The 22,280-nt window shown below is 65.7% G+C and carries 20 protein-coding genes; 7 read left to right on the top strand and 13 right to left on the bottom strand.

The annotated features are described in order from the left end of the window. The first annotated feature begins 249 nt into the window (after positions 1-249). From E3T41_RS02800 to E3T41_RS02780, 5 genes are all read left to right on the top strand, one after another. Positions 250-1,617, top strand: a complete 1,368-nt coding sequence (locus tag E3T41_RS02800; protein WP_134477264.1) for a glutamine synthetase family protein — start codon at positions 250-252, stop codon at positions 1,615-1,617. After that, a complete protein-coding gene (locus E3T41_RS02795) occupies positions 1,604-2,368 on the top strand; it encodes a gamma-glutamyl-gamma-aminobutyrate hydrolase family protein (protein ID WP_092449998.1) in 765 nt (254 codons plus the stop codon). The genes E3T41_RS02800 and E3T41_RS02795 overlap by 14 nt, the downstream gene beginning before the upstream one ends. An 11-nt stretch (positions 2,369-2,379) precedes the next feature. Further along, complete coding sequence (locus E3T41_RS02790) at positions 2,380-3,726, top strand: aldehyde dehydrogenase (RefSeq protein ID WP_370256979.1); 1,347 nt, start codon at positions 2,380-2,382, stop codon at positions 3,724-3,726. Positions 3,727-3,800: 74 nt separating this feature from the next. After that, positions 3,801-4,568 carry a 3-oxoacyl-ACP reductase gene (locus E3T41_RS02785; RefSeq protein ID WP_304466174.1) on the top strand — a complete coding sequence of 256 codons (768 nt, stop codon included), beginning with the start codon at positions 3,801-3,803 and terminating at the stop codon, positions 4,566-4,568. Beyond that, positions 4,568-5,302 (top strand): FadR/GntR family transcriptional regulator, encoded by a 735-nt coding sequence (locus tag E3T41_RS02780; RefSeq protein WP_104132381.1) that lies wholly within the window; start codon positions 4,568-4,570, stop codon positions 5,300-5,302. Before E3T41_RS02785 ends, E3T41_RS02780 begins: the two co-directional genes overlap by 1 nt. 30 nt (positions 5,303-5,332) lie before the next feature. Here E3T41_RS02780 and E3T41_RS02775 read toward each other — a convergent pair whose 3' ends face one another. Together E3T41_RS02775 and E3T41_RS02770 are read right to left on the bottom strand one after the other, a co-directional pair. Next, positions 5,333-6,817 carry an NCS2 family permease gene (locus tag E3T41_RS02775; RefSeq protein ID WP_092450004.1) on the bottom strand — a complete coding sequence of 495 codons (1,485 nt, stop codon included), beginning with the start codon at positions 6,815-6,817 and terminating at the stop codon, positions 5,333-5,335. Between the two features lie 63 nt (positions 6,818-6,880). Next, positions 6,881-8,434 carry a carboxylesterase/lipase family protein gene (locus E3T41_RS02770; RefSeq protein ID WP_134477258.1) on the bottom strand — a complete coding sequence of 518 codons (1,554 nt, stop codon included), beginning with the start codon at positions 8,432-8,434 and terminating at the stop codon, positions 6,881-6,883. 68 nt (positions 8,435-8,502) lie between these two features. On the opposite strand from E3T41_RS02770, the gene E3T41_RS02765 reads away from it, so the two are divergent. Next, on the top strand, positions 8,503-9,780 hold the full coding sequence (locus tag E3T41_RS02765; protein WP_092450008.1) for a uracil-xanthine permease family protein: 1,278 nt from the start codon (positions 8,503-8,505) through the stop codon (positions 9,778-9,780). Positions 9,781-9,795: 15 nt separating this feature from the next. On the opposite strand, the gene E3T41_RS02760 is transcribed toward E3T41_RS02765, so the two are convergent. The 3 genes from E3T41_RS02760 to E3T41_RS02750 are packed head-to-tail and all read right to left on the bottom strand — an operon-like array spanning position 9,796 to position 11,787. Further along, complete coding sequence (locus tag E3T41_RS02760; protein WP_092450010.1) at positions 9,796-10,128, bottom strand: peptidase; 333 nt, start codon at positions 10,126-10,128, stop codon at positions 9,796-9,798. Then, on the bottom strand, positions 10,125-11,321 hold the full coding sequence (locus tag E3T41_RS02755) for an inorganic phosphate transporter (protein WP_241991008.1): 1,197 nt from the start codon (positions 11,319-11,321) through the stop codon (positions 10,125-10,127). The genes E3T41_RS02760 and E3T41_RS02755 overlap by 4 nt, the downstream gene beginning before the upstream one ends. Further along, the gene (locus tag E3T41_RS02750) at positions 11,314-11,787 is read right to left on the bottom strand and encodes an 8-oxo-dGTP diphosphatase (protein ID WP_092450014.1); all 474 of its coding nucleotides are present in this window, start codon (positions 11,785-11,787) and stop codon (positions 11,314-11,316) included. The genes E3T41_RS02755 and E3T41_RS02750 overlap by 8 nt, the downstream gene beginning before the upstream one ends. A gap of 73 nt (positions 11,788-11,860) precedes the next feature. On the opposite strand from E3T41_RS02750, the gene E3T41_RS02745 reads away from it, so the two are divergent. Then, complete coding sequence (locus tag E3T41_RS02745) at positions 11,861-12,115, top strand: mycoredoxin (RefSeq protein WP_092450016.1); 255 nt, start codon at positions 11,861-11,863, stop codon at positions 12,113-12,115. A gap of 38 nt (positions 12,116-12,153) precedes the next feature. Here the strand turns inward: E3T41_RS02745 and E3T41_RS02740 are convergent, their stop codons facing one another. The 8 genes from E3T41_RS02740 to E3T41_RS02705 all read right to left on the bottom strand — a co-directional run bounded on the left by E3T41_RS02740 (position 12,154) and on the right by E3T41_RS02705 (position 22,277). Next, positions 12,154-13,182 (bottom strand): 6-phosphofructokinase, encoded by a 1,029-nt coding sequence (locus E3T41_RS02740; RefSeq protein ID WP_092450022.1) that lies wholly within the window; start codon positions 13,180-13,182, stop codon positions 12,154-12,156. Between the two features lie 165 nt (positions 13,183-13,347). Continuing rightward, positions 13,348-15,534 carry a DEAD/DEAH box helicase gene (locus E3T41_RS02735; RefSeq protein ID WP_104132378.1) on the bottom strand — a complete coding sequence of 729 codons (2,187 nt, stop codon included), beginning with the start codon at positions 15,532-15,534 and terminating at the stop codon, positions 13,348-13,350. Positions 15,535-15,854: 320 nt separating this feature from the next. Further along, a complete protein-coding gene (locus E3T41_RS02730; RefSeq protein ID WP_241977644.1) occupies positions 15,855-16,190 on the bottom strand; it encodes a DUF6804 family protein in 336 nt (111 codons plus the stop codon). Then, a complete protein-coding gene (locus E3T41_RS17765; protein ID WP_092450026.1) occupies positions 16,190-17,482 on the bottom strand; it encodes a DUF2207 domain-containing protein in 1,293 nt (430 codons plus the stop codon). The genes E3T41_RS02730 and E3T41_RS17765 overlap by 1 nt, the downstream gene beginning before the upstream one ends. Positions 17,483-17,645: 163 nt before the next feature. Beyond that, positions 17,646-18,206 (bottom strand): GDSL-type esterase/lipase family protein, encoded by a 561-nt coding sequence (locus E3T41_RS02720; RefSeq protein WP_092450028.1) that lies wholly within the window; start codon positions 18,204-18,206, stop codon positions 17,646-17,648. A 145-nt stretch (positions 18,207-18,351) separates the two neighbouring features. Then, the gene (locus E3T41_RS02715; RefSeq protein WP_134477252.1) at positions 18,352-19,839 is read right to left on the bottom strand and encodes an SDR family oxidoreductase; all 1,488 of its coding nucleotides are present in this window, start codon (positions 19,837-19,839) and stop codon (positions 18,352-18,354) included. 54 nt (positions 19,840-19,893) lie between these two features. Continuing rightward, the gene (locus tag E3T41_RS02710) at positions 19,894-20,757 is read right to left on the bottom strand and encodes an aldehyde dehydrogenase (protein ID WP_134477250.1); all 864 of its coding nucleotides are present in this window, start codon (positions 20,755-20,757) and stop codon (positions 19,894-19,896) included. Then, positions 20,754-22,277, bottom strand: a complete 1,524-nt coding sequence (locus tag E3T41_RS02705) for an aldehyde dehydrogenase family protein (protein ID WP_092450034.1) — start codon at positions 22,275-22,277, stop codon at positions 20,754-20,756. The genes E3T41_RS02710 and E3T41_RS02705 overlap by 4 nt, the downstream gene beginning before the upstream one ends. Between the last annotated feature and the right edge of the window lie 3 nt (positions 22,278-22,280).

Raw genomic sequence — 22,280 nt, 5'->3', positions numbered from 1 at the left:
CTCGTTGCGCACCCGGTCGGTAAACAGACGCAAAACACCTTCGGCCGGTGAGCACTAGTTCAGTGAGATTGGCACGATGGTATGGCCTGGAATGGTGCGGTGTATATACCTTTGAGTAAATGAAATCTGCTCAGTGTAGGCAAATTGGCCTTCCCTGTACGGCTGGGTCTGTGGTCTAATGGTTGAAAATCGCACGATTGCCGGCTTTGACCGACTCGTTTCGTTTGACCGGCTCCGAGGAGAAGCTCAATGACCACCCGTACCGGAAACCTCACCCTGGACGAGCTGACCGCGCGGGTTGCGCTCGGCGAGATCGATACGGTGATCGTCGCGTTCACCGACATGCAGGGGCGGCTGGTGGGCAAGCGTCTCTCAGCACGGCTGTTCCTGGAGGATGCCGCGGCGCACGGTGCTGAGTGCTGCAACTATCTGCTCGCCGTCGACGTGGAGATGAACACGGTCGAGGGTTATGCCATGTCGAGCTGGGGCCGCGGCTACGGCGATATGGCGATGCGGCCCGACCTTGACACCCTCCGTCTGGCTCCGTGGCTGCCCGGAACCGCCCTGGTCACCGCCGACCTGTACTGGCCAGACGACACCCCCGTGGTCGCCTCGCCGCGGCAGATTCTGCGCCGGCAGCTCGACCGACTGGCCGCATACGGCCTCCTCCCCTTTTGCGCGACCGAGCTGGAATTCATCGTGTTCGACGATGGCTACCGCGCTGCCTGGCATAAGGGCTATCGAGGCCTGACCCCGGCCAGCGATTACAACATCGACTACTCGCTGCAGGCATCCGCTCGAATGGAGCCGTTGCTGCGGGAGATCCGTCTGGCCATGGACGGCGCCGGAATGTATTGCGAGGGCGTCAAGGGTGAGTGCAACCTCGGTCAGCAGGAGATCGGGTTTCGCTACGCCACGGCCCTGGCCACCTGCGACAACCACTCCATATATAAGAGCGGTGCCAAAGAGATCGCCGACGCCCAGGGCAAGAGCATCACCTTCATGGCCAAATACAACGAGCGCGAGGGCAACAGCTGCCATATCCATATCAGTCTGCAGCGCCCCGGCGGCGAATCAGCGTTCTATCAAGCTGATGCCGAGAACGGCATGTCGCCCGTGTTCCGACAGTTTGTGGCCGGACAGCTCGCGGTGATGCGCGAACTCACCCTCTTTTCTGCCCCCAATATCAACTCCTATAAGCGCTACGTGCCCGGTAGTTTCGCCCCGACCGCGCTCGGCTGGGGCTTCGACAACCGCACCTGTGCCCTGCGCGTGGTCGGGCATGGCCCAGGTATCCGAGTGGAGAACCGGGTGCCCGGCGGCGACGTCAACCAGTATCTCGCCGTCGCCGCCCTGATCGCGGCCGGTCTCTACGGCATCGAGCACGAGCTTGAACTGGAGCCGGCCTTCGAAGGCAACGCCTACACCAGCGACCTGCCACGGGTGCCCTCGACCCTGCGCGAAGCGGCCGACCTGTTCACCGGGTCGGCTATCGCCCGGGAGGCCTTCGGCGACGAGGTCGTCGAGCACTACGCCAACAACGCCCGCATCGAGGTGACGGCCTTCGACGCCGCCGTGACCGATTGGGAGCGGGTGCGCGGCTTTGAACGCCTCTGAAACTCCCGGACCGATCATCGGTCTGACCACCTATCTGGAACAGGCCCAGACCGGGGTGTGGGACGTGCCGGCCGCGATCTTGCCGCGGGTGTACTTCGATGCGGTCACGAGCGCCGGCGGGATCGCCGTACTGCTGCCGCCGCAGCCGGTGAATGCCGCCGTCGCCCGGCGGGTGCTCGATGGGCTCGACGGCCTGATCATCACCGGCGGCAAAGACGTCGACCCGGCCCGGTACGGGCAGGCGCCGCACGTACAGACCGACGAACCCCGGCCCGACCGCGACACCTGGGAAGATCTGCTGCTGCACGAGGCCATCGCCCGCGAACTTCCGTTTCTGGGCATCTGTCGCGGCGCCCAAATGCTCAACGTCGCCCTCGGCGGCAGCCTGCACCAGCATCTGCCCGATCTGGTCGGCGACACCAGCTACCAGGCGGGCGGCGGCGTGTTCAACGTCGTCGACGTCGTGATCGAACCGCACACGACCCTCAGTACACTGCTCGATGGCCAGACCCTGCTGCCGGCGGTGCCGGTGTATCACCACCAGTCCATCGACCGGGTCGCCGACGGCCTCACGGTGACGGCGAAAACGGATGCCGGCATCGTGCAGGCGATCGAACTGCCGACGGTTCCGTTCGGGGTGGCCGTGCAGTGGCATCCGGAGCAGTCGCCCGATGACCTGCGCCTGTTCAGCGGGCTCGTTGCAGCCGCCACCGAATACCGGGCGGCCCACATTGAAGGAGCAACCCCGTGAGCAGTTACACCATCGTCAATCCGGCCGACGAGTCGACCGCCGAGACCATCGAGCACGTCGGTGTGGACGAAACCGACGAGGCCGTCGCCCGGGCGGTCGCGGCCCAGAAGCTGTGGGCGGCCGTGGCTCCGGCCGACAAGGCCCGAATGCTGCGCCGATTCGCCGCCGCTGTCGACGGCGACCGAGAGAACCTGGCCGGCCTCGAGGTGCGCAACTCGGGGCATCCGATCACGCAAGCCCGTTGGGAGGCCGGGCACGTGCGCGACGTGCTCGAGTATTATTCGGCGGCACCCGAGCGCCTGTTCGGACAGCAGATTCCGGTCTCCGGCGGCATCAACCTCACCTTTCACGAGCCGCTCGGCGTGGTGGGAGTGATCACGCCGTGGAACTTTCCGATGACGATCGGTGCCTGGGGTTTCGCGCCAGCCCTCGCGGCCGGCAACGCCGTGCTGCTGAAACCGGCCGAGTGGACCCCGCTCTCCAGCCTGCGGCTCGGTGAACTGGCCCTCGAAGCCGGACTGCCCGATGGGCTGTTCCAGGTGCTGCCCGGGCGCGGTTCCGTCGTCGGAAACCGCTTCGTCACCCACCCCGACGTACGCAAAATCGTCTTCACCGGATCGACCGCAGTCGGCAAGCAGATCATGGCCGGCTGCGCGGAGCAGGTGAAACGCGTCACCCTGGAACTCGGCGGTAAGAGCGCCAACATCGTCTTCGCCGACGCCGACCTCGAACGGGCCGCCGCGAGCGCGCCGTCCGGCGTGTTCGAGAACGCCGGCCAGGATTGCTGCGCCCGCAGCCGCATCCTCGTGCAGGCGAGCCAGTTCGACCGCTTCCTGGAACTGCTCGAACCGGCCGTTGCCGCGGTCGCGGTCGGCGACCCGACCGACCCGGCCACAGAAATGGGACCGCTCGTGTCCCGCCAGCATCACGCCGCGGTGTCCGCCTATCTGCCAGTGGATGCTCCGGTGGCGTTTCGCGGCCACGCCCCGATCGGCCTCGGATTCTGGGTCGCACCAACCGTGCTCACCCCGGCAAGCCGCACCGATCGCTGTGTCACCGACGAGATCTTCGGCCCGGTCGTGGTGGTGCTGCCCTTCGATGACGAAGCCGACGCGGTGCGACTGGCCAACGACACCCAGTACGGGCTGTCCGGCTCGATCTGGACCCGCGATGTCGGCCGGGCCCTTCGCGTGGCGCGCGGTGTCGAATCCGGCAACCTGTCGGTCAACTCGCACTCCTCGGTGCGCTACTCGACCCCGTTTGGCGGGTTCAAGCAGTCGGGGCTCGGACGTGAGCTGGGGCCGGATGCCCCGCTGAACTTCACCGATACCAAGAACGTTTTCATCGCGGTCGACTAGCGCAGCACCCGCGCGAAGCATCCGCTTGTCTGAGATTGAAGGAGAAAATCGTGAGCAGCATCGCTCGAATAGACCTGACCCAGCGTCTGGCCGGCAAGGTCGCCGTCATCACCGGCGGAGCCAGCGGTATCGGGCTGGCCACGGCGAAACGGTTTGCCGCCGAGGGGGCGACGGTCGTGATCGGCGACCTCGACGAAACCGCCGGGCAGGCGGCCGCCGCGCTGGTCGGCGGGCTGTTCGTGAAGGTCAACGTCACCGATCAGGAGGAGGTGAACCACCTGTTCGACACAGCCTTCGACACCTACGGCTCGGTCGATGTGGCGTTCAACAACGCCGGTATTTCCCCGCCCAACGACGATTCCATTGAAACAACCGAGCTGCCGGCCTGGCAGAACGTGCAGGACGTCAACCTCAAGTCGGTGTATCTGTGCTGCCGGGCGGCGCTTCGCCACATGGTCAGGCAGGGCAGCGGATCGATCATCAACACGGCGAGTTTCGTCGCGGTGCTCGGTTCGGCGACGAGCCAGATCTCCTACACCGCCTCGAAGGGCGGGGTGCTGGCGATGAGCCGTGAACTCGGCGTGCAGTTCGCCCGCCAGGGCATTCGGGTGAACGCGCTCTGCCCCGGCCCGGTGAACACTCCGCTGTTGCAGGAGTTGTTCGCGAAAGACCCGGCACGTGCCGCAAGGCGGCTCGTACATATTCCGGTCGGCCGGTTCGCCGAGCCCGAGGAACTCGCGGCAGCGGTGGCCTTTCTGGCAAGCGATGATTCTTCGTTCATGACCGGCTCGACCTTTCTGGTCGACGGCGGTATCAGCTCGGCCTACGTCACCCCAGAATAATGGCCGACCCGCCCGCAGTCAGTGGCCTCGACAGCGGTCTGCTGCTGCGCCCGGTGCCGGGCGGGAACGCCTTCGAGGAGACCGTGCAGCGGCTGCTGCAGACGGTGCGACTGGGCTTGGTCGCGCCCGGGGAACGGTTGCCCGCCGAACGGGATTTGGCCGCGCAGTTGAACGTCAGCCGGGACACGCTGCGCGACGCGATCGCCTCCCTCGCCGAGGCTGGCTATCTGGTGTCCCGGCGTGGACGCTACGGCGGCACCTTCGTCACCGCGGTGATTCCCGCTTCGCCCGGCCCCGACGGTGCCGCGCCGGCGCCCGGTTCCGCCGAAATCGACGATGTGCTGACGCTGCGCGACATTCTCGAGGTCGGCGCCGCCCGGGCCGCCGCCAGCCGGGTGCTGCCGGCGGCGGAGCGCGAGCTGCTCTGGGCCAGCCTCGGTGCGGTGCGGGAGGCCAGCGCCGAGGACTACCGAAGGCTCGATGCTCGCCTGCACCTCTATATCGGGGAGTTGGCCGGTTCGCCGTCGCTCGTGCCGCTGCTGGCCGACGTGCGGATGCGGGTCAACGATCTGCTCGACGCCATCCCGTTGCTGAGCCCGAATATCGCCCACTCCGACGCGCAGCACGAACAGATTGTGCTGGCGATCCTGTCCGGTCGGGCAGGTGCCGCCGCCCAGGCGATGCGTGAGCATTTAGCCGGGACAGCGCTGCTGCTGCGCGGCTTTCTCGAGTAGCCGCGCCGCGGCATCCGCTTGTCGGATAACTCAGCCGATGAGCAGCTCGACCGGGCCACGCACGAAGTAGAGCACGAAGCCGACGGCGACGACCCAGAGCAGCGGGCTGATCTCACGCGCCTTGCCGGACAGGCTGCGCACGAGCACCCAGCTGATGAAGCCGGCGCCGATGCCGTTGGCGATCGAGTAGGTCAGCGGCATCACGATGATGGTGAGGAAGATCGGCAGGGTGCTGGAGAATTCGGTGAAGTCGAGGTGCCGAATCTGCGACACCATGAGCGCTCCAACGATGACGAGGGCGGCTGCGGCCACCTCGAGCGGCACGATCTGGGTCAGCGGCGTGAAGAACATGGCGGCCAGAAAGAGGATGCCGGTGATCACGTTCGCAACGCCGGTGCGGGCTCCCTCGCCGATGCCGGCACCGGACTCGATGAACACGGTGTTCGAGGAGGCGCTCGACGCACCGCCCGCGACGGCCCCGATGCCCTCGACGATCAGGGCGGACTTCAGCCGCGGAAACTTGCCGTCCTTGTCGGCGAGGCCGGCTTCACTGGCCAGGCCGGTCATGGTGCCCATGGCGTCGAAGAAGTTCGTGAAGACCAGGGTGAAGACCAGCATCACGGCGGCGAGCATGCCGATGCGTTCGAACGCGCCGAAGGAGACCTCGCCGATCAGGCCGAGGTCGGGCACAGCGACGACGCTCGTCGGCAGCACCGGGGCGTTGAGGTTCCAGCCGGCCGGGTTCGTACCGAACGAAGGCCCGACCTTGAAGATGGCTTCCAGAATGACGGCGACGATGGTGGTCGCGACGATGCCGATCAGCAGGGCGGCCTTGACCTTCCGGGCAAGCAGCACGCCCATGATGATCAGTCCGATCACGAACACCGCGGTCGGCAGGGTGGCGATCGAGCCGGCATCGCCGAGCTGCACCGGCGGCGAGTTGGCGCCGCTGGCGCGCACGAAACCGGAGTCGACCAGTCCGATGAACGCGATAAACAGGCCGATACCGACCGTGATGGCGATTTTCAGAGGGCGCGGGATGGCGTTGAAGATGAGTTCGCGCAGGCCGGTGGAGGCGAGCAGCACGATGATGAGGCCGTTGATGACGACGAGGCCCATCGCTTCGGCCCAGGTGACCTGGCCGACGACGCTCACGGCGAGGAAGGAGTTGATGCCGAGGCCCGCAGCGAAGCCGTAGGGCAGGCGGGCAATGACGCCGAACAAAATGGTCATGACGCCGGCGGTCAGCGCGGTGACGGCGGCGACCTGCTCGTTGGGCAGCCAGCCACCCTCGACGTCGACGGCGGCCTGGTCGGCGCTGAACCCGCCGAGAATCAGTGGGTTTAGAATGACGATGTAGGCCATCGTGACGAAGGTGACGACTCCCCCGCGGAATTCGCGGGACCAGGTGGAGCCGCGGCTGGTGATCTCAAAATAGGAGTCGACGCGGGCCTTGAGGCTACGCGATGCCGGCTGCGGCGAGGCAGCTTGAGTGGGTGATTCAGTGCTGCTAATGGTGTGCTCCCGGTGCCGTGGCTCTAACGCAAGGTTCCAGTCTAAGACCGGGCCGCCGCTGGCTTAGACGTGCGGCACAAACCGACCCCAGGCCAAACGTCGTTCCCGATGCGGGTCGGATTTGATCGTGTCGTCCCGATCGATAATGAGCGTCTCTCTGACACCCTCTTCATACCGCGGCCACTCGGACGATGGCACCCCGTCGAGCACGAAGCCGAGCCACCAGCCCTGCATTCTGTTTCCAATGTCCTGAAAGGCGCGGCGCCCACCGAGGGCCGTCATGCCGCGGCCGAACCAGCCATCGAGGCGGTCGAACAACGGAAACAGTTCGAGGCCGTGCGTGGCGTCGAGGCCCATCAGCCGCAGCAGGCGGGGAGCAGCATCGAAGCGGTAGAAGTACACCGGAGCATACCGGGAATGCCGCTCGGCGACCTTCACGCTCGGATACCAGAAGGAGTAGTCACCCCCAAAATCGAGCGCGGCCCGCAACGCCGGAATGCCCGGATACTGTGCCTTGAGCGCCTTCTTCGCCTTCTTCTTGGTCTTCTTGAAGATCGTGCGGATGCGCGCCGGCGTGGTGGCGAGAATGTCAATGCGACCGCTGAACAGCGAACCCTCCCGCGCATTGGTGCCGATGATCAACGGGATGCGCGCGGCCCGGCCGTCGCGAAAGGCATCGAGCGGCCGCTCCGGCAGAAAATCGCCGTCGATGACCGGGCAGAGCGGAATCGTGCCCGGATCCTGGTCCGGCGTACGCACGGTCAGCGCGGTGGTCGCGGCGGCGAGCACGTCCGGGTCAACGGTGAGCAGCAGGCTGGCCGCTTGTTCGTCGCTGTAATCTGCGGGGCCGTGCGCCAGGCTGTCCACGAATTCGCCGGCCCAGCGCGCGGTGAGCTCACTCGGATAGACCGCGTTCGGCGGAGCGCTCTGCGCGATGGCCCGGTGGAACAAGCCGGCCGCGCTCGGCACCGTCATCAACGTGGTGACGGCATTGCCGCCGGCCGACTCGCCGAACAGGGTAACGGCATCCGGGTCCCCGCCGAACGCGCGGATGTTGTCCCGCACCCACCGCAGGGCTGCGACCTGGTCGCGCAGCCCCAAATTGCTCTCAAACGGATGCTCCGGCGTGGCAAACCGGGAAAAGTCCAGATACCCGAGGGCGCCCAGTCGGTAGTTGAGGCTGACGTAGACGATACCGCCGCGGCGTACCAATCCCTCACCCTGGCGCGGAACCTCGCGGCTGGATCCGACGCTGTAGGCCCCGCCGTGGATGAACACCATGACCGGTCGGAGTTGCGCGCCGGCGCGCATCCGCTCATCGGGGGCGATCACATTGAGATTGAGGCAGTCTTCGCCCTGCGGAATGCGCGGGTGGGCGCCGCGAAACTGGCCCTTGTGGCTTTGCGGGGCGATCAGGCCCCACTGGCTCGCGTCGCGCACGCCGGTCCAGGCCGAGGCTGACCGCGGGGCGCGAAAGCGCAGATCGCCCACCGGAGCCGCCGCGTAGGGAATGCCGCGCCAGGCGAGCACGCCGCGTTCACGCACGCCGCGGAGCAGTCCGGTGGCCACTCGCACCTCGAGACCCTGATTGGTGGTCTGATCAGCGAGCTGGCTCATGGGCTCGAGTCTATTGCTGCGCAGGCTACGCTCAAACCTGATCACGGAACAGAAGAAACGAGAACGACATGGCACTGCCCTGGACCCTGCACGGTGACGGAAAAACGGTTGGCGCACAGGACGTCGTCGGCCCGGGCGAACGACTGAGCTGGCCGTTGACCATCGGAATCGGCTCGCAGCACGTCGTCGCCATGTTCGGCGCAACCTTTCTGGTGCCGCTGCTCACCGACTTTCCGCCCAGCACGACTTTGCTGTTCTCCGGTCTTGGAACCCTGCTGTTTCTGCTGATCACCGGCAATAAACTGCCGAGTTATCTCGGCTCATCGTTCGCGTTCATCGCGCCGATCACCGCGGCAACGGCCTCGGCCGGCATGGGCAGCGCCCTGTTCGGAATTTTGGTCGTCGGAGCGCTGCTCGCGCTCGTCGGGGTGATCGTGCAGCTCACCGGCACCGGCTGGATCGACCGGCTGATGCCGCCGATCGTGTCGGGCGCCATTGTCGCCCTGATCGGGTTCAACCTGGCCCCGGTCGCCAAAGCCAACTTCGACAAGGCACCGCTCACCGCGCTGATCACCCTCGTCGCGGTCATTTTGTGCACGGTGCTGTTTCGCGGCATCCTGGGTCGGCTGTCGATCTTTCTCGGCGTGCTCGTCGGCTACGTCGCGGCCGTCTTCTTCGGCGAGGTCGACTTCAGCCGGGTCGCCGAGGCCGCCTGGATCGGCCTGCCGCCGTTCACCGCCCCGGCCAACCCGTTCGAGAACCCGGCCGCCGTGTTCGGGGTGCTTCCCGCCTTCCTGCCGGTCGTGCTCGTACTCATCGCCGAGAACGTCGGCCACATCAAGGGTGTGGCCCAAATGACGGATGCGAAGGTGAACCGGCTCACCGGGCGCGCCCTGCTCGCCGACGGGCTAGCCACCATGCTCGCTGGCTTCGGCGGCGGCAGCGGAACCACGACCTACGGCGAGAACATCGGCGTGATGGCGGCGACGCGTATTTATTCCACGGCGGCCTATTGGGTCGCCGGAATCGTCGCGATCCTGCTCGGCCTCTCCCCCAAGGTCGGTGCGATCATCTTCACGATTCCCGACGGGGTGCTCGGCGGCGTCACCACCGCGCTGTACGGGCTGATCGGCGTCATCGGCGTGAAGATCTGGCTCGACAACAAGGTCGACTTCTCCAAGCCGGTCAACCAGTTCACGGCGGCGACAGCGCTCATTATCGGCATCGCCGACTTCACGCTGAACGCCGGCACCCTCAGCTTCAACGGCATCGCGCTCGGCACGGTCGCGGCCATCGTGATCTACCACCTGATGACCTGGCTAGCGCGGGTGCGCGGAACCGCCTAGCTCGCACGTGCAGGGTTAGACGTGCAGGACGGGCACGATCAGGTAGACGCCGTAGAGCACGGCGGCCGCGCACAGGGTGAAGCAGACGTAGCCGGCGTAGAGGGCCAACCGCTTCTGGGCATCCGACAGCGGGTTCGCCGCGGCAGCCTTGCGCGCTCGCTTGACCTGCTTCGCGGCCTTTTTGGGGCTCAGCACGGTAATCGCGCCGGTGAACTCGTACGGCTCGACCAGGGGGATTCGGCCGGCCGTGGTGAGCAGGCGCAGACCGAGCGAGTAGAGGCTCACCACCAGTGCCGCCGAGACGAGCGACGCAGTGGAGACGATGAGGAAAGCCGCCCAGTCGATCACAGCGACACCCTCCTGCGGTCGGAACGAGTGGGGCGACGCGGCGTTTTCCTGATCCTTACCACCCGGCCGGCATCATCGATGTCGTTGAGCAGAGTGTGGTGAGTGACCCGATTGCGCCGAGACCAGCGGAACAGGGCCATGATCACGATGGCGCCAATCACCATGTCCAGCACGATGCCGATCGGGCCGAGCAAGGCCAGCCCGGCCGCGAAAGCACCCATGATGGCCGAGGCCGGCAACGTCATAGCCCAGCCGAGCGCGATGCGTCCGGCCATGCCCCAGCGAATCGTCGAGCCACGGCGGCCGAGCCCGGAGCCGATCACCGAACCGGAGGCGACCTGGGTGGTGGAGAGTGCGAAGCCGAGGTGACTCGAGGCCAGGATGGTCGCGGCGGTGCTGGTTTCGGCGGCAAAGCCCTGCGCTGGCTTGATCTCGGTCAATCCGGTACCCATGGTGCGGATGATGCGCCAGCCGCCGGTGTAGGTGCCGATCGCGATCGCCAGCGCGCAGGCGGCGATCACCCAGAACGTTGGCCCACTGCCAACGGCCTGAAATCCACCGGCGATCAGGGTCAGGGTAATCACGCCCATCGTCTTCTGTGCATCGTTGGTGCCGTGGGCCAGGGCTACGAGGGAGGAGGAGAAGATTTGCGCGTAGCGAAAGCCGCCGCGCCCGTCGGGCTGACCGACGTCCCGGCGAGTGATCGTATAGGCGAGGCGGGTGGCGACGAGGGCGATGACGCCGGCGATCACGGGCGCGATCAGGGCGGGCAGAATGACCTTCGCGGCGACAACGTTGTAGTCGATGGCCTGGGTGCCGACACCGATGATGGTGGCGCCGATGAGACCGCCGAACAGGGCATGGCTGGAGCTCGACGGCAGCCCCATTAGCCAGGTGACCAGGTTCCAGACAATCGCGCCGATCAGACCGGCGAAAATCAGCTCGGGGGTGATCAGCACCCCGCCGTCGCCCTCCTTGATGATGCCGCCCGAGATTGTGCGGGCGACCTCGGTCGACAGGAATGCCCCGACCAGGTTGAGAATCGCAGCGACACCGACGGCGACCTTGGGTTTCATGGCGCCGGTCGCGATCGGGGTGGCCATGGCGTTCGCCGTGTCGTGAAAGCCGTTGGTGAAGTCGAAGATGAGGGCCAGGGCGATGACCAGCACGATGATTAGGCTGAAATCAGGCACGGAACACCACGCTCTCCAGGTCGGCGCCGAAGGTGAAGGTGGCGCGCACGGACACACCATTGAGAACACCGGGCAGCCAATGGCGGGCGTCGTCCCACATCTCATCGACTGGCAGGGTCGCCACATCGAACCAGAGGGGGTTCAGCTCGTTGGATTCCCGCGGTGTTCCCGACCACTCCTCGCAGACGAAGACGGTCGACTCCTGGCTCCACTCCTCGCGGTGGGGAAACAGGTAGGTGAGCAGCCCCAGTTCGGTAAGAGCGGATGCCGCCACCACGAGAGACGACTCCTCCTCGATTTCGCGCACCGCAGCATCCACTGCGGTTTCGCCGCTTTCGAGCTTGCCACCCAGCCCGACGATGTTTCCCATGCCGAGGCCTTTCTTCTTGCGCCCCAGCAGGACCTGTCGGTTGCCTTCGGGAGATAGTCGAGTGAGGTAGCACACGCATACCTGGGGCAAGGTCATTGCCTCATCTTAATGCTTGTTGAACAGAAGGCGCGTGGAGCTGGTTGGGAGGCAGCTCGGATAAGCTCCGAACATGGACTTTCTACCAGCTACCGGAACCATCACCATGTTCACGACCGACTGGTGTGGTTACTGCAAACGATTGAAGAAGCAGCTCGACAGCGTCGGAATCGGCTACACCGAGGTGAATATCGAACGGGTTGACGGCACGTCGGAGCTCGTCATGAGCCTCAACAACGGCAACCAAACCGTGCCGACGATTTTGTACCCCGACGGCTCAGCGGCGACGAATCCGTCGCTGGCACAGGTTCAGGCCAAACTCGCCTGACCTGACCTGACCTGACCGCCCTTCGCGAGCCCGCGCGGCTAACCGAACAGTACGGCGGCCTCGTCGTAGCGGGCCGGTGAGACGCGCTTGAGACCGATGGTGGCGGCGGCGATGCTCACGACGACGATCTCGGTGCCGCGCAGTGACACCATCGAGCCCCACTGCGAATTGTGGATCGCGTCGACGGCGGCCATGCCGAGTCGGGTGGCGAGCACGCGGTCGTATGCCGAGGGGGCGCCGCCGCGCTGGGTGTGACCGAGCACGGTCGCTCGGCTCTCGATGCCGGTGCGTTCTTCGATCAGCGGCGCGATGACCTCACTGATTCCGCCGAGGCGGGGACGGCTGAACGCGTCCAGCCCCTTGGTGGAATGCGCCTCCTCCATACCGGAGAGCAGGAAGCCCTCGGAGACCACGATGACGGGGGCCCGGCCGCGGTCGCGCACGTGCTCGACCCAGTTGCAAATCTGTTCGATCGACTTCGGCTGTTCCGGGATGAGGATGGCGTGGGCGCCGCCGGCCATGCCGGAGTGCAGGGCGATCCACCCGACGTGGCGTCCCATCACCTCGACCACCATGCAGCGGCCGTGGGATTCGGCGGTGGTGCGCAGCCGGTCGATGGCTTCGGTGGCGATTTCGACGGCCGTGTTGAAGCCGAAGGAATAGTCGGTGGCTTCGAGGTCGTTGTCGATGGTCTTGGGCACGCCGACGATATTGAGGCCGGCCTCGGTCAGGCGATGCGCGGCGGTGAGCGTGCCCTCTCCACCGATGGCGATCACGGCGTCGATGCCGTTCTCATCGAGCGTGCGCTGGATGTTCTCCGGTCCGCCGTTCTCACCCTCGAACGGGTTCGTACGGGAACTACCCAAAATGGTGCCGCCCTGGCGAGAGAGCCCGCGAACGCTGTGCCGGTCGAGCGGCATGAATTCGCTCTGCACCAGGCCGCGCCACCCGTTGCGAATTCCGACGAACTCGAAATCGTGCGTGCGCACGCCCTTGAGCACAGCGCCACGAATGACCGCGTTGAGTCCGGGGCAGTCGCCGCCGCTGGTAAGGATGCCGATCTTCATTGCTGGCCGATCTTGGTAGCTGGGCGAATCCGGTCGATTGATCATGACGCAACGCGCGCCACCAATCAATGTCAGAACAAGCGCATCAACGATGCACGCTTGACAATCATGCTGCCTGACCGGGCACGGCTCAAATCGCATCCGGCCCGGTCAGTCGCGCACGGCCTATAGTTTTCCGTCGAGGGCCTGGGTGAGCAGGTAGATCAGAGCACTCTCCTGCACCGAATCGGCCGCGGCGTACTCTTCCTGCGAACCATCCAGTGCTCGAGCCGCCAGGCCCTGCTTGCTTCCGATCAGGTCGGCAATGCGGGCGTCGATGGTGTGCGCGGCGATGATGCGCCAGGCGGTGACCGGCTCATCCTGCCCGATGCGGTGCACCCGGTCGATGGCCTGGGTCTGCTCGGCTGCGGTCCAGCTGAGCTCGGCCAGCACAACGTTCGACGCGGCCTGGAGGTTGACGCCGACGCCGGCCGCGGTGAGGGAACAGACCGCGATCGCAACGTCGGGGTCGTTGTTGAAGGAGTCGATCGCTGCCTGCCGGGCAAGCGCGCTCTGGTCGCCGCGCAGCGACACCGTTTTCAGGTCACGCTTGGCGAAGATCTCCTCAGCGGTGTCCATTACATCGATGTGCTTGGCGAAGAACACGACCTTACCGACCGACCGGGCCAGCTGGGCCGCGTAGTCGGCTGCGAGACCGGCCTTGGCCTGACCGATTTTGCGCACCATCGTGAATACGTTTTCACCGGTGCTCTGGCCCTTGGAATCTTCGAGTTCGGCGTGCGCGACGGCGCGAATGTAGGCATCCCGCTGATCCTCATCGGGAACGGCCGGGCCGCCAGAGCCGGTGTGCCGGGCGGCGACGAGTGCGCGGTACCGGATGACCAGCCGGGCACCGAGTTCCCGTTCGGCCTGGCGGATGGAGCGGCCGAGGTCGTCGTCCAGCTCGACTGGGAGGTCGGCGATGCGCTTGGCCGGCAGGTCGGCGGCGACGTCGATCTTGCGGCGACGCACGATGCCCATGTCGATCACGGCGGCGCGAGCTTCCTTGTAAAAACCCATGTCGGCGGGCGTGAGGCCCGTCTCTTCGAGGCGTTTCAGCAGTGCGGGGGCCGGCTTGTCGCCGTCGATCCAGCCGAGGAACTGCCAGATGGCCCGAAAGTCGTCGACGTCGTTGATCAGGGGCGTTCCGGTCAGGGCCATCAGCAGCGGGTTGCCGCCCGGGGTACGGCGGCGAATCTGGTCGGCCAGCGAGAGTACGTGCTTGGAGCGCTGGGAGGCGAGGTTCTTAATGAAGTGGGCCTCGTCGACGACCATGCCCTTGAAGCCGAGGGTGCCCAGCCAGGCCAGGTGCCGGTCGAGCACGTCGTAGTTGACGACGACCACGTCGGCGAAAGCGTCCAGGCTGTCACCATCGCCGTGGATGACGGTGGCACGCCGGTTCGGCGTCCACATTTCCACTTCACGAGCCCAGTTCATTTTGACGACGTTGGGCACGATGGCCAGTAGTGGGTAGGCGTTGGCAACGGATGCTGCCAGCAGGCTCTGCGCCGTCTTGCCGAGGCCCGGCTCATCGGCGAGCAGATAGCTGCGGTGGCCCAGACGAGCGCTCTCGATGAACCGGGCCTGGTGCCGCATGAGCTCCATACCGTTCGGCGACAGTCGGTCAAGCTTGGGGGCTTCCGGCATGTCCATGCTGGCGGCTTGGCCGCCCGAACCGTACTCGAACGATTTGAACAGGGGGCCGAGCAATTCCCAATTGGCCAGCCGGCGCGGGTGCACGATCGGCTGGGCTGCTGCACTGAAGTCGGGGGCGAGGAACGGGTTGGCCAGCTGCCGGGCCTTGACCGACTGCGGGACGACCTGGTTCTGCAGCACGACCGGTTTGGCTTCGGGTTCGCGGGTGATGATGAGTTCGTCCGGACTCAGTTCGGCACCGGATTCAAGCAGCCAGTCCCGGCGAAAACGCTGCGCGACGGTGGAGACGCCGGCATCGGGTTCGAGCAGGGTGATCAGGCTGGTATCGCGAGCCGCGGTCTTGGCCAGAATCTGGGCAATGCCGTCGAGGCGTTTGAGCAGCTCGGCCCGATTGGCGTCGGAGAGCCCCTTATCGCCCTTGACCCTGGCGCGTTCCTCGCGCATCAGCAGGGCGATGACCTGATACTTGGTGCGGTTGGTCGGCCCGAGCTTGGTACCGGACTGCGCCTTCGCCTCGACCTCGCGCACCTTGCGGGCGAGAATCGGGATGATCGGCGCGTCGTCGTCACGCGAACGAGGGTGGGCCCGATTGCGGGTGACACCGCCGCGGCCGAGGTTGTTCCGGCTGCCCGAGGCATCGGTGCGGGTATAAGCCATTGTTCTCCACTCAAAAGCAGCACGGTACGGGTACCGGCTGTATCCGTCCACGCGAGCCGGTCACGGCATCCAGGTGTTGCCGGAACGCTGCAGCCCGCCAATCGTTCTGATGAGTTCTCAGGAACAAACGATTCACGAAACACAGCACGGGTCGCGATCTTCACACAAAACTCGCGGTCAAGCGGATGCTGTCGCAGCGGTGGTGCCGTCGAATCACGCGCCTCTACAGGTACTGATTCAACGAGTACGGCCATCGCCAGCGAGCGCACAGTAGAGACCTGACCCGGTTCTCTCAACGCGCTAGTAGTCTACGCCCCCGTTCAATTCTTGCGAACCGGCACCTTGGTGCGCAGGCCGACGGCGATGAAAATGATCGCGGCGATGAACTGGGCCGAGACCCAGCCCTGACCGCTGAGGTCGAGAATCACGACAGGGTTCCACAGAATCGCCATCGGCACGAGGCCGATCAGCCAATACCAGGACCGCGCCTGCAGCACGAAGACGCAGATGATGAGCGCGAGAATGCTGACGGCGTAGCGGATGATGATGAAGCTCTCGCTGTCCAGCAGGGCTAGGCCGGCGAGCAGGGCGATCGCCCCCAGCAGACCCGGTGCGAGGGCAGAGCGGGTGAAGGTCGGTTCGACTGGCGTACCCATCAGACGCCCCCTCCCCCGCCGCCGCCGCCTCCTCCGGAGAACCCGCCGCCACCGCCGCCCGAGGTCGACGAGCTGGTGGCACTGCCCGACCACGACGCGGCAGAGGACGCCGAGAAGCTGCCGATAGCACCGGCGAACAGCACGGCCTGGAACATTCCCGTTCCCAGATACCAGTCGGGCTGGGTGCCGCTCTCCCCGTAATACTCGCCCAGGACCTTCGACCATCCCTTCTCCTGGCCGAACAGTATGGCCAGTGGCAGTACGCGCTCGTAGAGTTTCACGATCTGAACGGAGGGGGCATCCGCTGTGGTGGTGGTTCTGGTCAGATCGGGACGACCGTTCTCCGGCCGGTAGACCGATCGCACGGCCCCCTCCGAACTCTGCAGAACACGAAGTCGATCGGCTTCGGCAAGACCTATATACAACTTGACGCCTTTCAAATAGTCACGCAGTTCAGCGCCGCTGTCGGTGAGCGGTCGCAGATTTCCGGCACAAACGAAGGTGACCACCGCGGTGGTGATGCCCAGCACGATGAACAGCAGCGGCCAGAAACCGCCCACGTCGGTGATGACCGCCCCGAGACTCGCCACTCCGGCGGCCAGGGCGCTCACGCTGGCCAGCAGTAACAGCCAGACCCGCAGCCCATCGTTTTGCTTTTTCCTTACGCCCAACCGCAGCGATTCGGCGCGGGCCGCAAGCCGTTCCTTCTGCAGGGCCTTACTGAGCGAAACGCTCTTCTTCTTCAGGTCGCGCTGGTCGCCGGGCCGCAAGCCGGGAAAAAGTTTGCCCAGAACGCGGCTTTCGGTCTCATCGACACCGTCGGCGTGCACGAATTCCAGCAGAAAGTGATTCTTTTTGTCGTCGGCATCGAGAATGCGCACGTTGCCGCGCACGGCGAAGCTGATGAATTGTGCGGCCATCGCCTTAGCGGCGGCACCGACAACGTCACCGGAGGTGAGCAAATTCACGCCCCGCGGCGGAAGGTATTCGGCGATGATGGTGAACCGGCCCGGCGCAGCGCGCCAGCGGGTGGCCCGCAGGATTCCGGCGACGAGTGCCGTCAGCAGCCCGAAAATCGCCGCTACCAGAGCGATGCCCGGCCAGGCGTTGGCAGTGAAGGAGTCAAAGCTGAAGTCGTTGACGTCCTGACGAACGGTCAGGGCGGGCACTGCGGCCTGCGCGGGTGGAGCCGCTGCGAGAACGACTCCGCCGATGACAGCACCGATCATCGCGGCACCGACGACCAGCCCACCGAGGGTCAGGACACGTGCGGGGTGAACCGATCGGAGCATGAGTCCACTCTACCGAGCCGGACTGAGCCGCCCGCAGCGCGGGTCAGTCCCGAATAGTTCAGTCCCGAACAGCTCAGTCCCGAACAGCTCAGTCTCGAACAGCTCAGTCTCGAACAGCTCAGTCTCGAACAGCTCAGTCTCGAACAGCTCAGTCTCGAACAGCTCAGGCGTGCTGAATCGGAATCGACGTCGTCGACGGCGGTCGCTCGAACAGCATCTCCAGCCCCGGCCGCAACTCGGCCAGCCACGCGGCATAGCCGGCCTCGTTCAGGTGCAGCCGGTCGATGCCGAAGGTCGGGTCGAGTTCACCGTCTGGCAGGGCCAGGGCTGGCCACAGGTCGAGGTATTGCGCGTGCTGGGTGGGGGCGTACTGCCAGACGTGCCGGTTGATTGAGCGGATGGTGCCGGCGAAGTCCCGGTCGCGCGGCAACACCGATTGCACCATGATGCGGGTCTCCGGCAGGGCACGGCGCAGCGTGTGCAGGATGGTTTCGAGGTTGCGCACGACATATTCGTCGGTTTTGCGCCAGCCGAGATCGTTGGTGCCGACCCCGATCACAATGGCGTCGGGCCGCAACTCAATCACCTGATCAAGCTGTGAAATAATCTCATCGGTGGTATTACCGCTGGCAGCGAGATTGTGCACCACGTACTCGGGAAACCACTCTTCCCACTGACCATTCGCGGTGAGGCCGTCGCCCAGAAAGGCGAGTGAAACTGTCATAGTAGGCCTCCTATCTGTTACCCATCATGCCCCGAACCGGGCCGAGTCGCCAGAATTCCCAGAGTATACGCACGATTTATCGACACATCTACCCGCCGGATCAGTCGTGGTGGGAGCGAGAAACCACCGCCAGGGAAAGCCGCTCCTAGGCCTCGTTTTTCGCCACGCATTCGGCCGCGGCCGTTGCCGTGATTCGGGTCGCCATGCCCTCGAAGATGATGCTGTGGAACGGGACGATCGCCGCCCAGTACAGCCGTCCACCGAGCCCGCGGGGAAAGAAGACCGCGCGCTGGCGGTAGAGCGAGCCGCCGGCATCCGTTGGTGTGACGCTCATTTCGAGCCAGGCCCGACCTGGTACGCGCATTTCGGCGCGCAACCGCAGAAAGCTGCCGTGGTCGATCTGCTCCACCCGCCAGAAATCGAGCACCTCGCCGGTGTGCAGGTGGTCGGGATTGCGTCGGCCGCGGCGCAGGCCAACACCGCCGACGGCCTTGTCCATCAGGCCGCGCACGGCCCAGGCCAGCGGGAAGGAATACCAGCCGTTCTCGCCGCCGATGCTTTCGATGACTCGCCAGAGCGCAGCCGGATCGGCCGGGGTGGTTTTCTCCCGCACGTCGGTGTAGACGGCGTGGCCGGCCCAGTTCGGGTCGCTCGGCAGCGGGTTGCTGGAAGCGCCCTCGATCGAGGAGTTGCGCCAGCTGGTCTCCACGTCTCCGTCGCGCATGCGGCCCAGCGCGAGGCGCACGGCCCGCCGGTAGCCGGTGAGGCCGCCGTCCGGCTGCGGAATGTACTGATCGATGTCGCTCTCGTGCACGACGCAGTCATACTGCAGCGACGCGATGATGGGAATGGCGAGGTTGCGCGGAATCGGTGTGACCAGGTTCACCCATTGTGAGGCCAGCCACGGGGTGAGCACCGGCAGGGCGATAATCGCCCGATGTTTGAGGCCGGCCTCGCGGGCGTAGCCGTTCATCATCTGGTCGTAGCGCAGCACGTCGGGGCCGCCGATGTCGAAGGTACGGTTCACCTCACTGGGCAGATCAGCTGCCGCCTGCAGGTAGTAGAGCACATCGCGCACGGCGATCGGCTGGATACGGTTACGCACCCATTTGGGCGCCGGCATGCAGGGCAGCACGTCGGTGAGGTGACGGATCATCTCGAACGAGGTCGAGCCGGAGCCGATAACGACGCCGGCCTGGAAGGCCGTGGTCGGCACACCGCTGTCGAGCAGGATGCGGCCGACCTCCATGCGGGAGCGCAGATGGGCCGAGAGCGTCTGTGTGTCCGGATGCAACCCGCCGAGGTAGACGATGCGCGACACCTGCGCTGCAGTGGCGGCCTTAGCAACGTTTTCGGCTGCGATGTGCTCGGTCTTCTCGAAATCACCGGCCGCACCCATCGAGTGCACGAGGTAGTAGAGCACGTCAATGTCGGCGCAGGCGGACTGCACCGATTTGGCGTCGCCGAGGTCGCCCTGCACGATTTCCACCTGGTCAGACCAGGGCACATCGCGCAGCTTCGACGGGGTGCGCACGAGCACGCGCACCGTGAAGCCGGCTTCGAGGAGTTTGGGTACGAGGCGTCCGCCGATGTAACCGGTCGCACCGGTGACAAGTGCTCTGCGTGAGGTCATGCGGCGGAGTTTATCCCGTCCACTTGACCCCCCGCTGAGTGCCCCGGAACCGAATCAGAGAATAGCTTTGGTGTGCCAGACCGTCTTCAGTTCGGTGAAGGCGAGGATGCGGGACAACGCCGGTGTTGCGGCATCCGTTCCCGTCTCGGGCGGGAGCACCCGCTTGAGCGTGTCGGCGGCGCTGATCTGCAGCTCGACCCAATCCAGGTCGCCGGCTCCAACGAGGTCGAGGGCGTTGACGTCGGCGTGGCTGGCCAGCCAGGGCGCGATCTCAGCTGGCGAACCGGTCACGATGTTGACCACTCCACCAGGCACATCACTCGTGGCGAGCACCTCGCCGAGGCTGATCGCAGACAGCGGCGCAGTCTCGTTGGCGACGACGACGACGGTGTTCCCCGCGACGAGGGCCGGGGCGATGGCGCTGACCAGTCCGAGGAGCGATTCGGTGCCCTGCGGCGCGATGATCGCTACGACGCCGGTGGGTTCGGGCACGGACAGGTTGAAGAACGGGCCGGAGACCGGGTTGGCGTTGCCGGCAACCTGCACGTACTTGTCGGCCCAGCCCGCGTACCAAACCCAGCGGTCGATGGCTTCGTCGACCTGGGCGCTTGCCACTGCGGCATTGACGCCCTCGCTGCTCATGATCTCGTCGATGAACTGCGCCCGACGGCCCTCGAGCAGTTCGGCGATGCGGTACAGCACCTGGCCGCGGTTGTAGGCCGTGGCGCCGGCCCAGCCGCCGAGAGCGCTGCGAGCGGCAACGACCGCGTCGCGGGCATCCTTGCGGCTGCCCTTCGCTGCGTTGGCCAGAAACTCGCCCTTGTGCGAGAGCACCTCATAGACGCGGCCGGATTCGCTGCGCGGAAACTTGCCGCCGATGTACAGCTTGTAGGTCTTGGGGATGGCGAGGCGGTTCACTTGGCGGCCTTCTTTGCAGATGCTGATTTCTTGGTGGCGGGACTCTGCTGCACAACGGCGGCGGCGGACCGCGAGCCGGTGCGCACGGCGGGCTTGAGATAGGCAGCGAGGCCGTGGCGGCCGCCCTCACGGCCGTAGCCGCTCTCCTTATAGCCGCCGAACGGGCTCGACGGATCGAACTGGTTGAAGGTGTTCGCCCAGATCACGCCGGCGCGTAGCTTGTCGGCGAAGGCCAGGATGCGGCTGCCCTTGTCACTCCAGATTCCGGCGGAGAGACCGTACGGGGTGTTGTTCGCCTTGGCGATGGCCTCGGCCGGGGTACGGAAGGTGAGCACCGAGAGCACCGGGCCGAAGATCTCGTCACGGGCGATGCGGTGGCTGGTCGACACGTTGGTGAAGATTGTCGGTGCGAACCAGAAGCCGTTCTCGGGGATGACGCAGTCGGCGCTCCAGCGTTCGGCGCCCTCCTGCTGACCCAGCTCGGACAGTTCGCGAATGCGGACGAGTTGCTCTGCACTGTTGATGGCGCCGATGTCGGTGTTCTTGTCGAGCGGGTCGCCCAGGCGCAGCGTCTGCATGCGGCGCTTGAGCCGGTCGATGACGTCGTCGTGGATGCTTTCCTGTACGAGTAGGCGACTGCCGGCGCAGCAGACGTGGCCCTGGTTGAAGAAGATGCCGCGCACGATGCCCTCGACCGCCTGGTCGATTGGGGCGTCATCGAAGACGATGTTGGCGCCCTTCCCGCCGAGCTCGAGGCTGAGCTTCTTGTCGGTTCCGGCGACCGAACGGGCGATGGCCCGCCCGACCGAGGTCGACCCGGTGAAGGCGACCTTGTTGACGCCGGGGTGGTTGACGAGCGTCTGCCCGGTGCTGCCATCACCGGTGATGATGTTCACGACACCGGCGGGCAGGTCGGCCTGCTGCAGAATCTCAGAAAACAACAGCGCGGTGAGCGAGGTGGTTTCGGCGGGCTTGAGCACGACGGTGTTACCCGCGGCGAGGGCGGGGGCGATCTTCCAGGCGAGCATCATGAGCGGAAAGTTCCACGGGATGACCTGGGCGGCAACGCCGAGCGAGGCCGGGTTCGGGCCTACTCCGGCGTGATCGAGCTTGTCCGCCCAGCCGGCGTAGTAGAAGAACCAGGCGGCGACGAGGGGAATGTCGACGTCGCGGGTCTCTTTGATCGGTTTGCCGTTGTCGAGGGTTTCGGCGACGGCGAGTTCGCGGGCGCGTTCCTGCACCAGGCGGGCGATGCGAAACAGGTACTTGCCCCGGTCGCTGCCGGACAGACGGGACCAGACCCCGTCGTAGGCGTGCCGGGCGGCCGAGACGGCGGCGTCGACATCCGCTTCGTTGGCGGTCGCGATCATGGCGATCTGCTGTTCGGTGGCCGGGTTGATGGTCTGAAACGGGGTGCCGCGGCCAGCCGTGAAGTCACCGTTAATGAACAGGCCATAGTCGGTTTTGAGGCCCAGCAGTGCCTGCGACTCGGGGGCCGGAGCGTAGTCAAGAAATTTCATGGT

The sequence above is a fragment of the Cryobacterium sp. Hh38 genome (assembly GCF_004403235.1).
GTDB lineage: Bacteria > Actinomycetota > Actinomycetes > Actinomycetales > Microbacteriaceae > Cryobacterium > Cryobacterium levicorallinum.
Note: the sequence above shows the minus strand (reverse complement) of the source record. Positions and strands in the feature narration are given on the sequence as shown.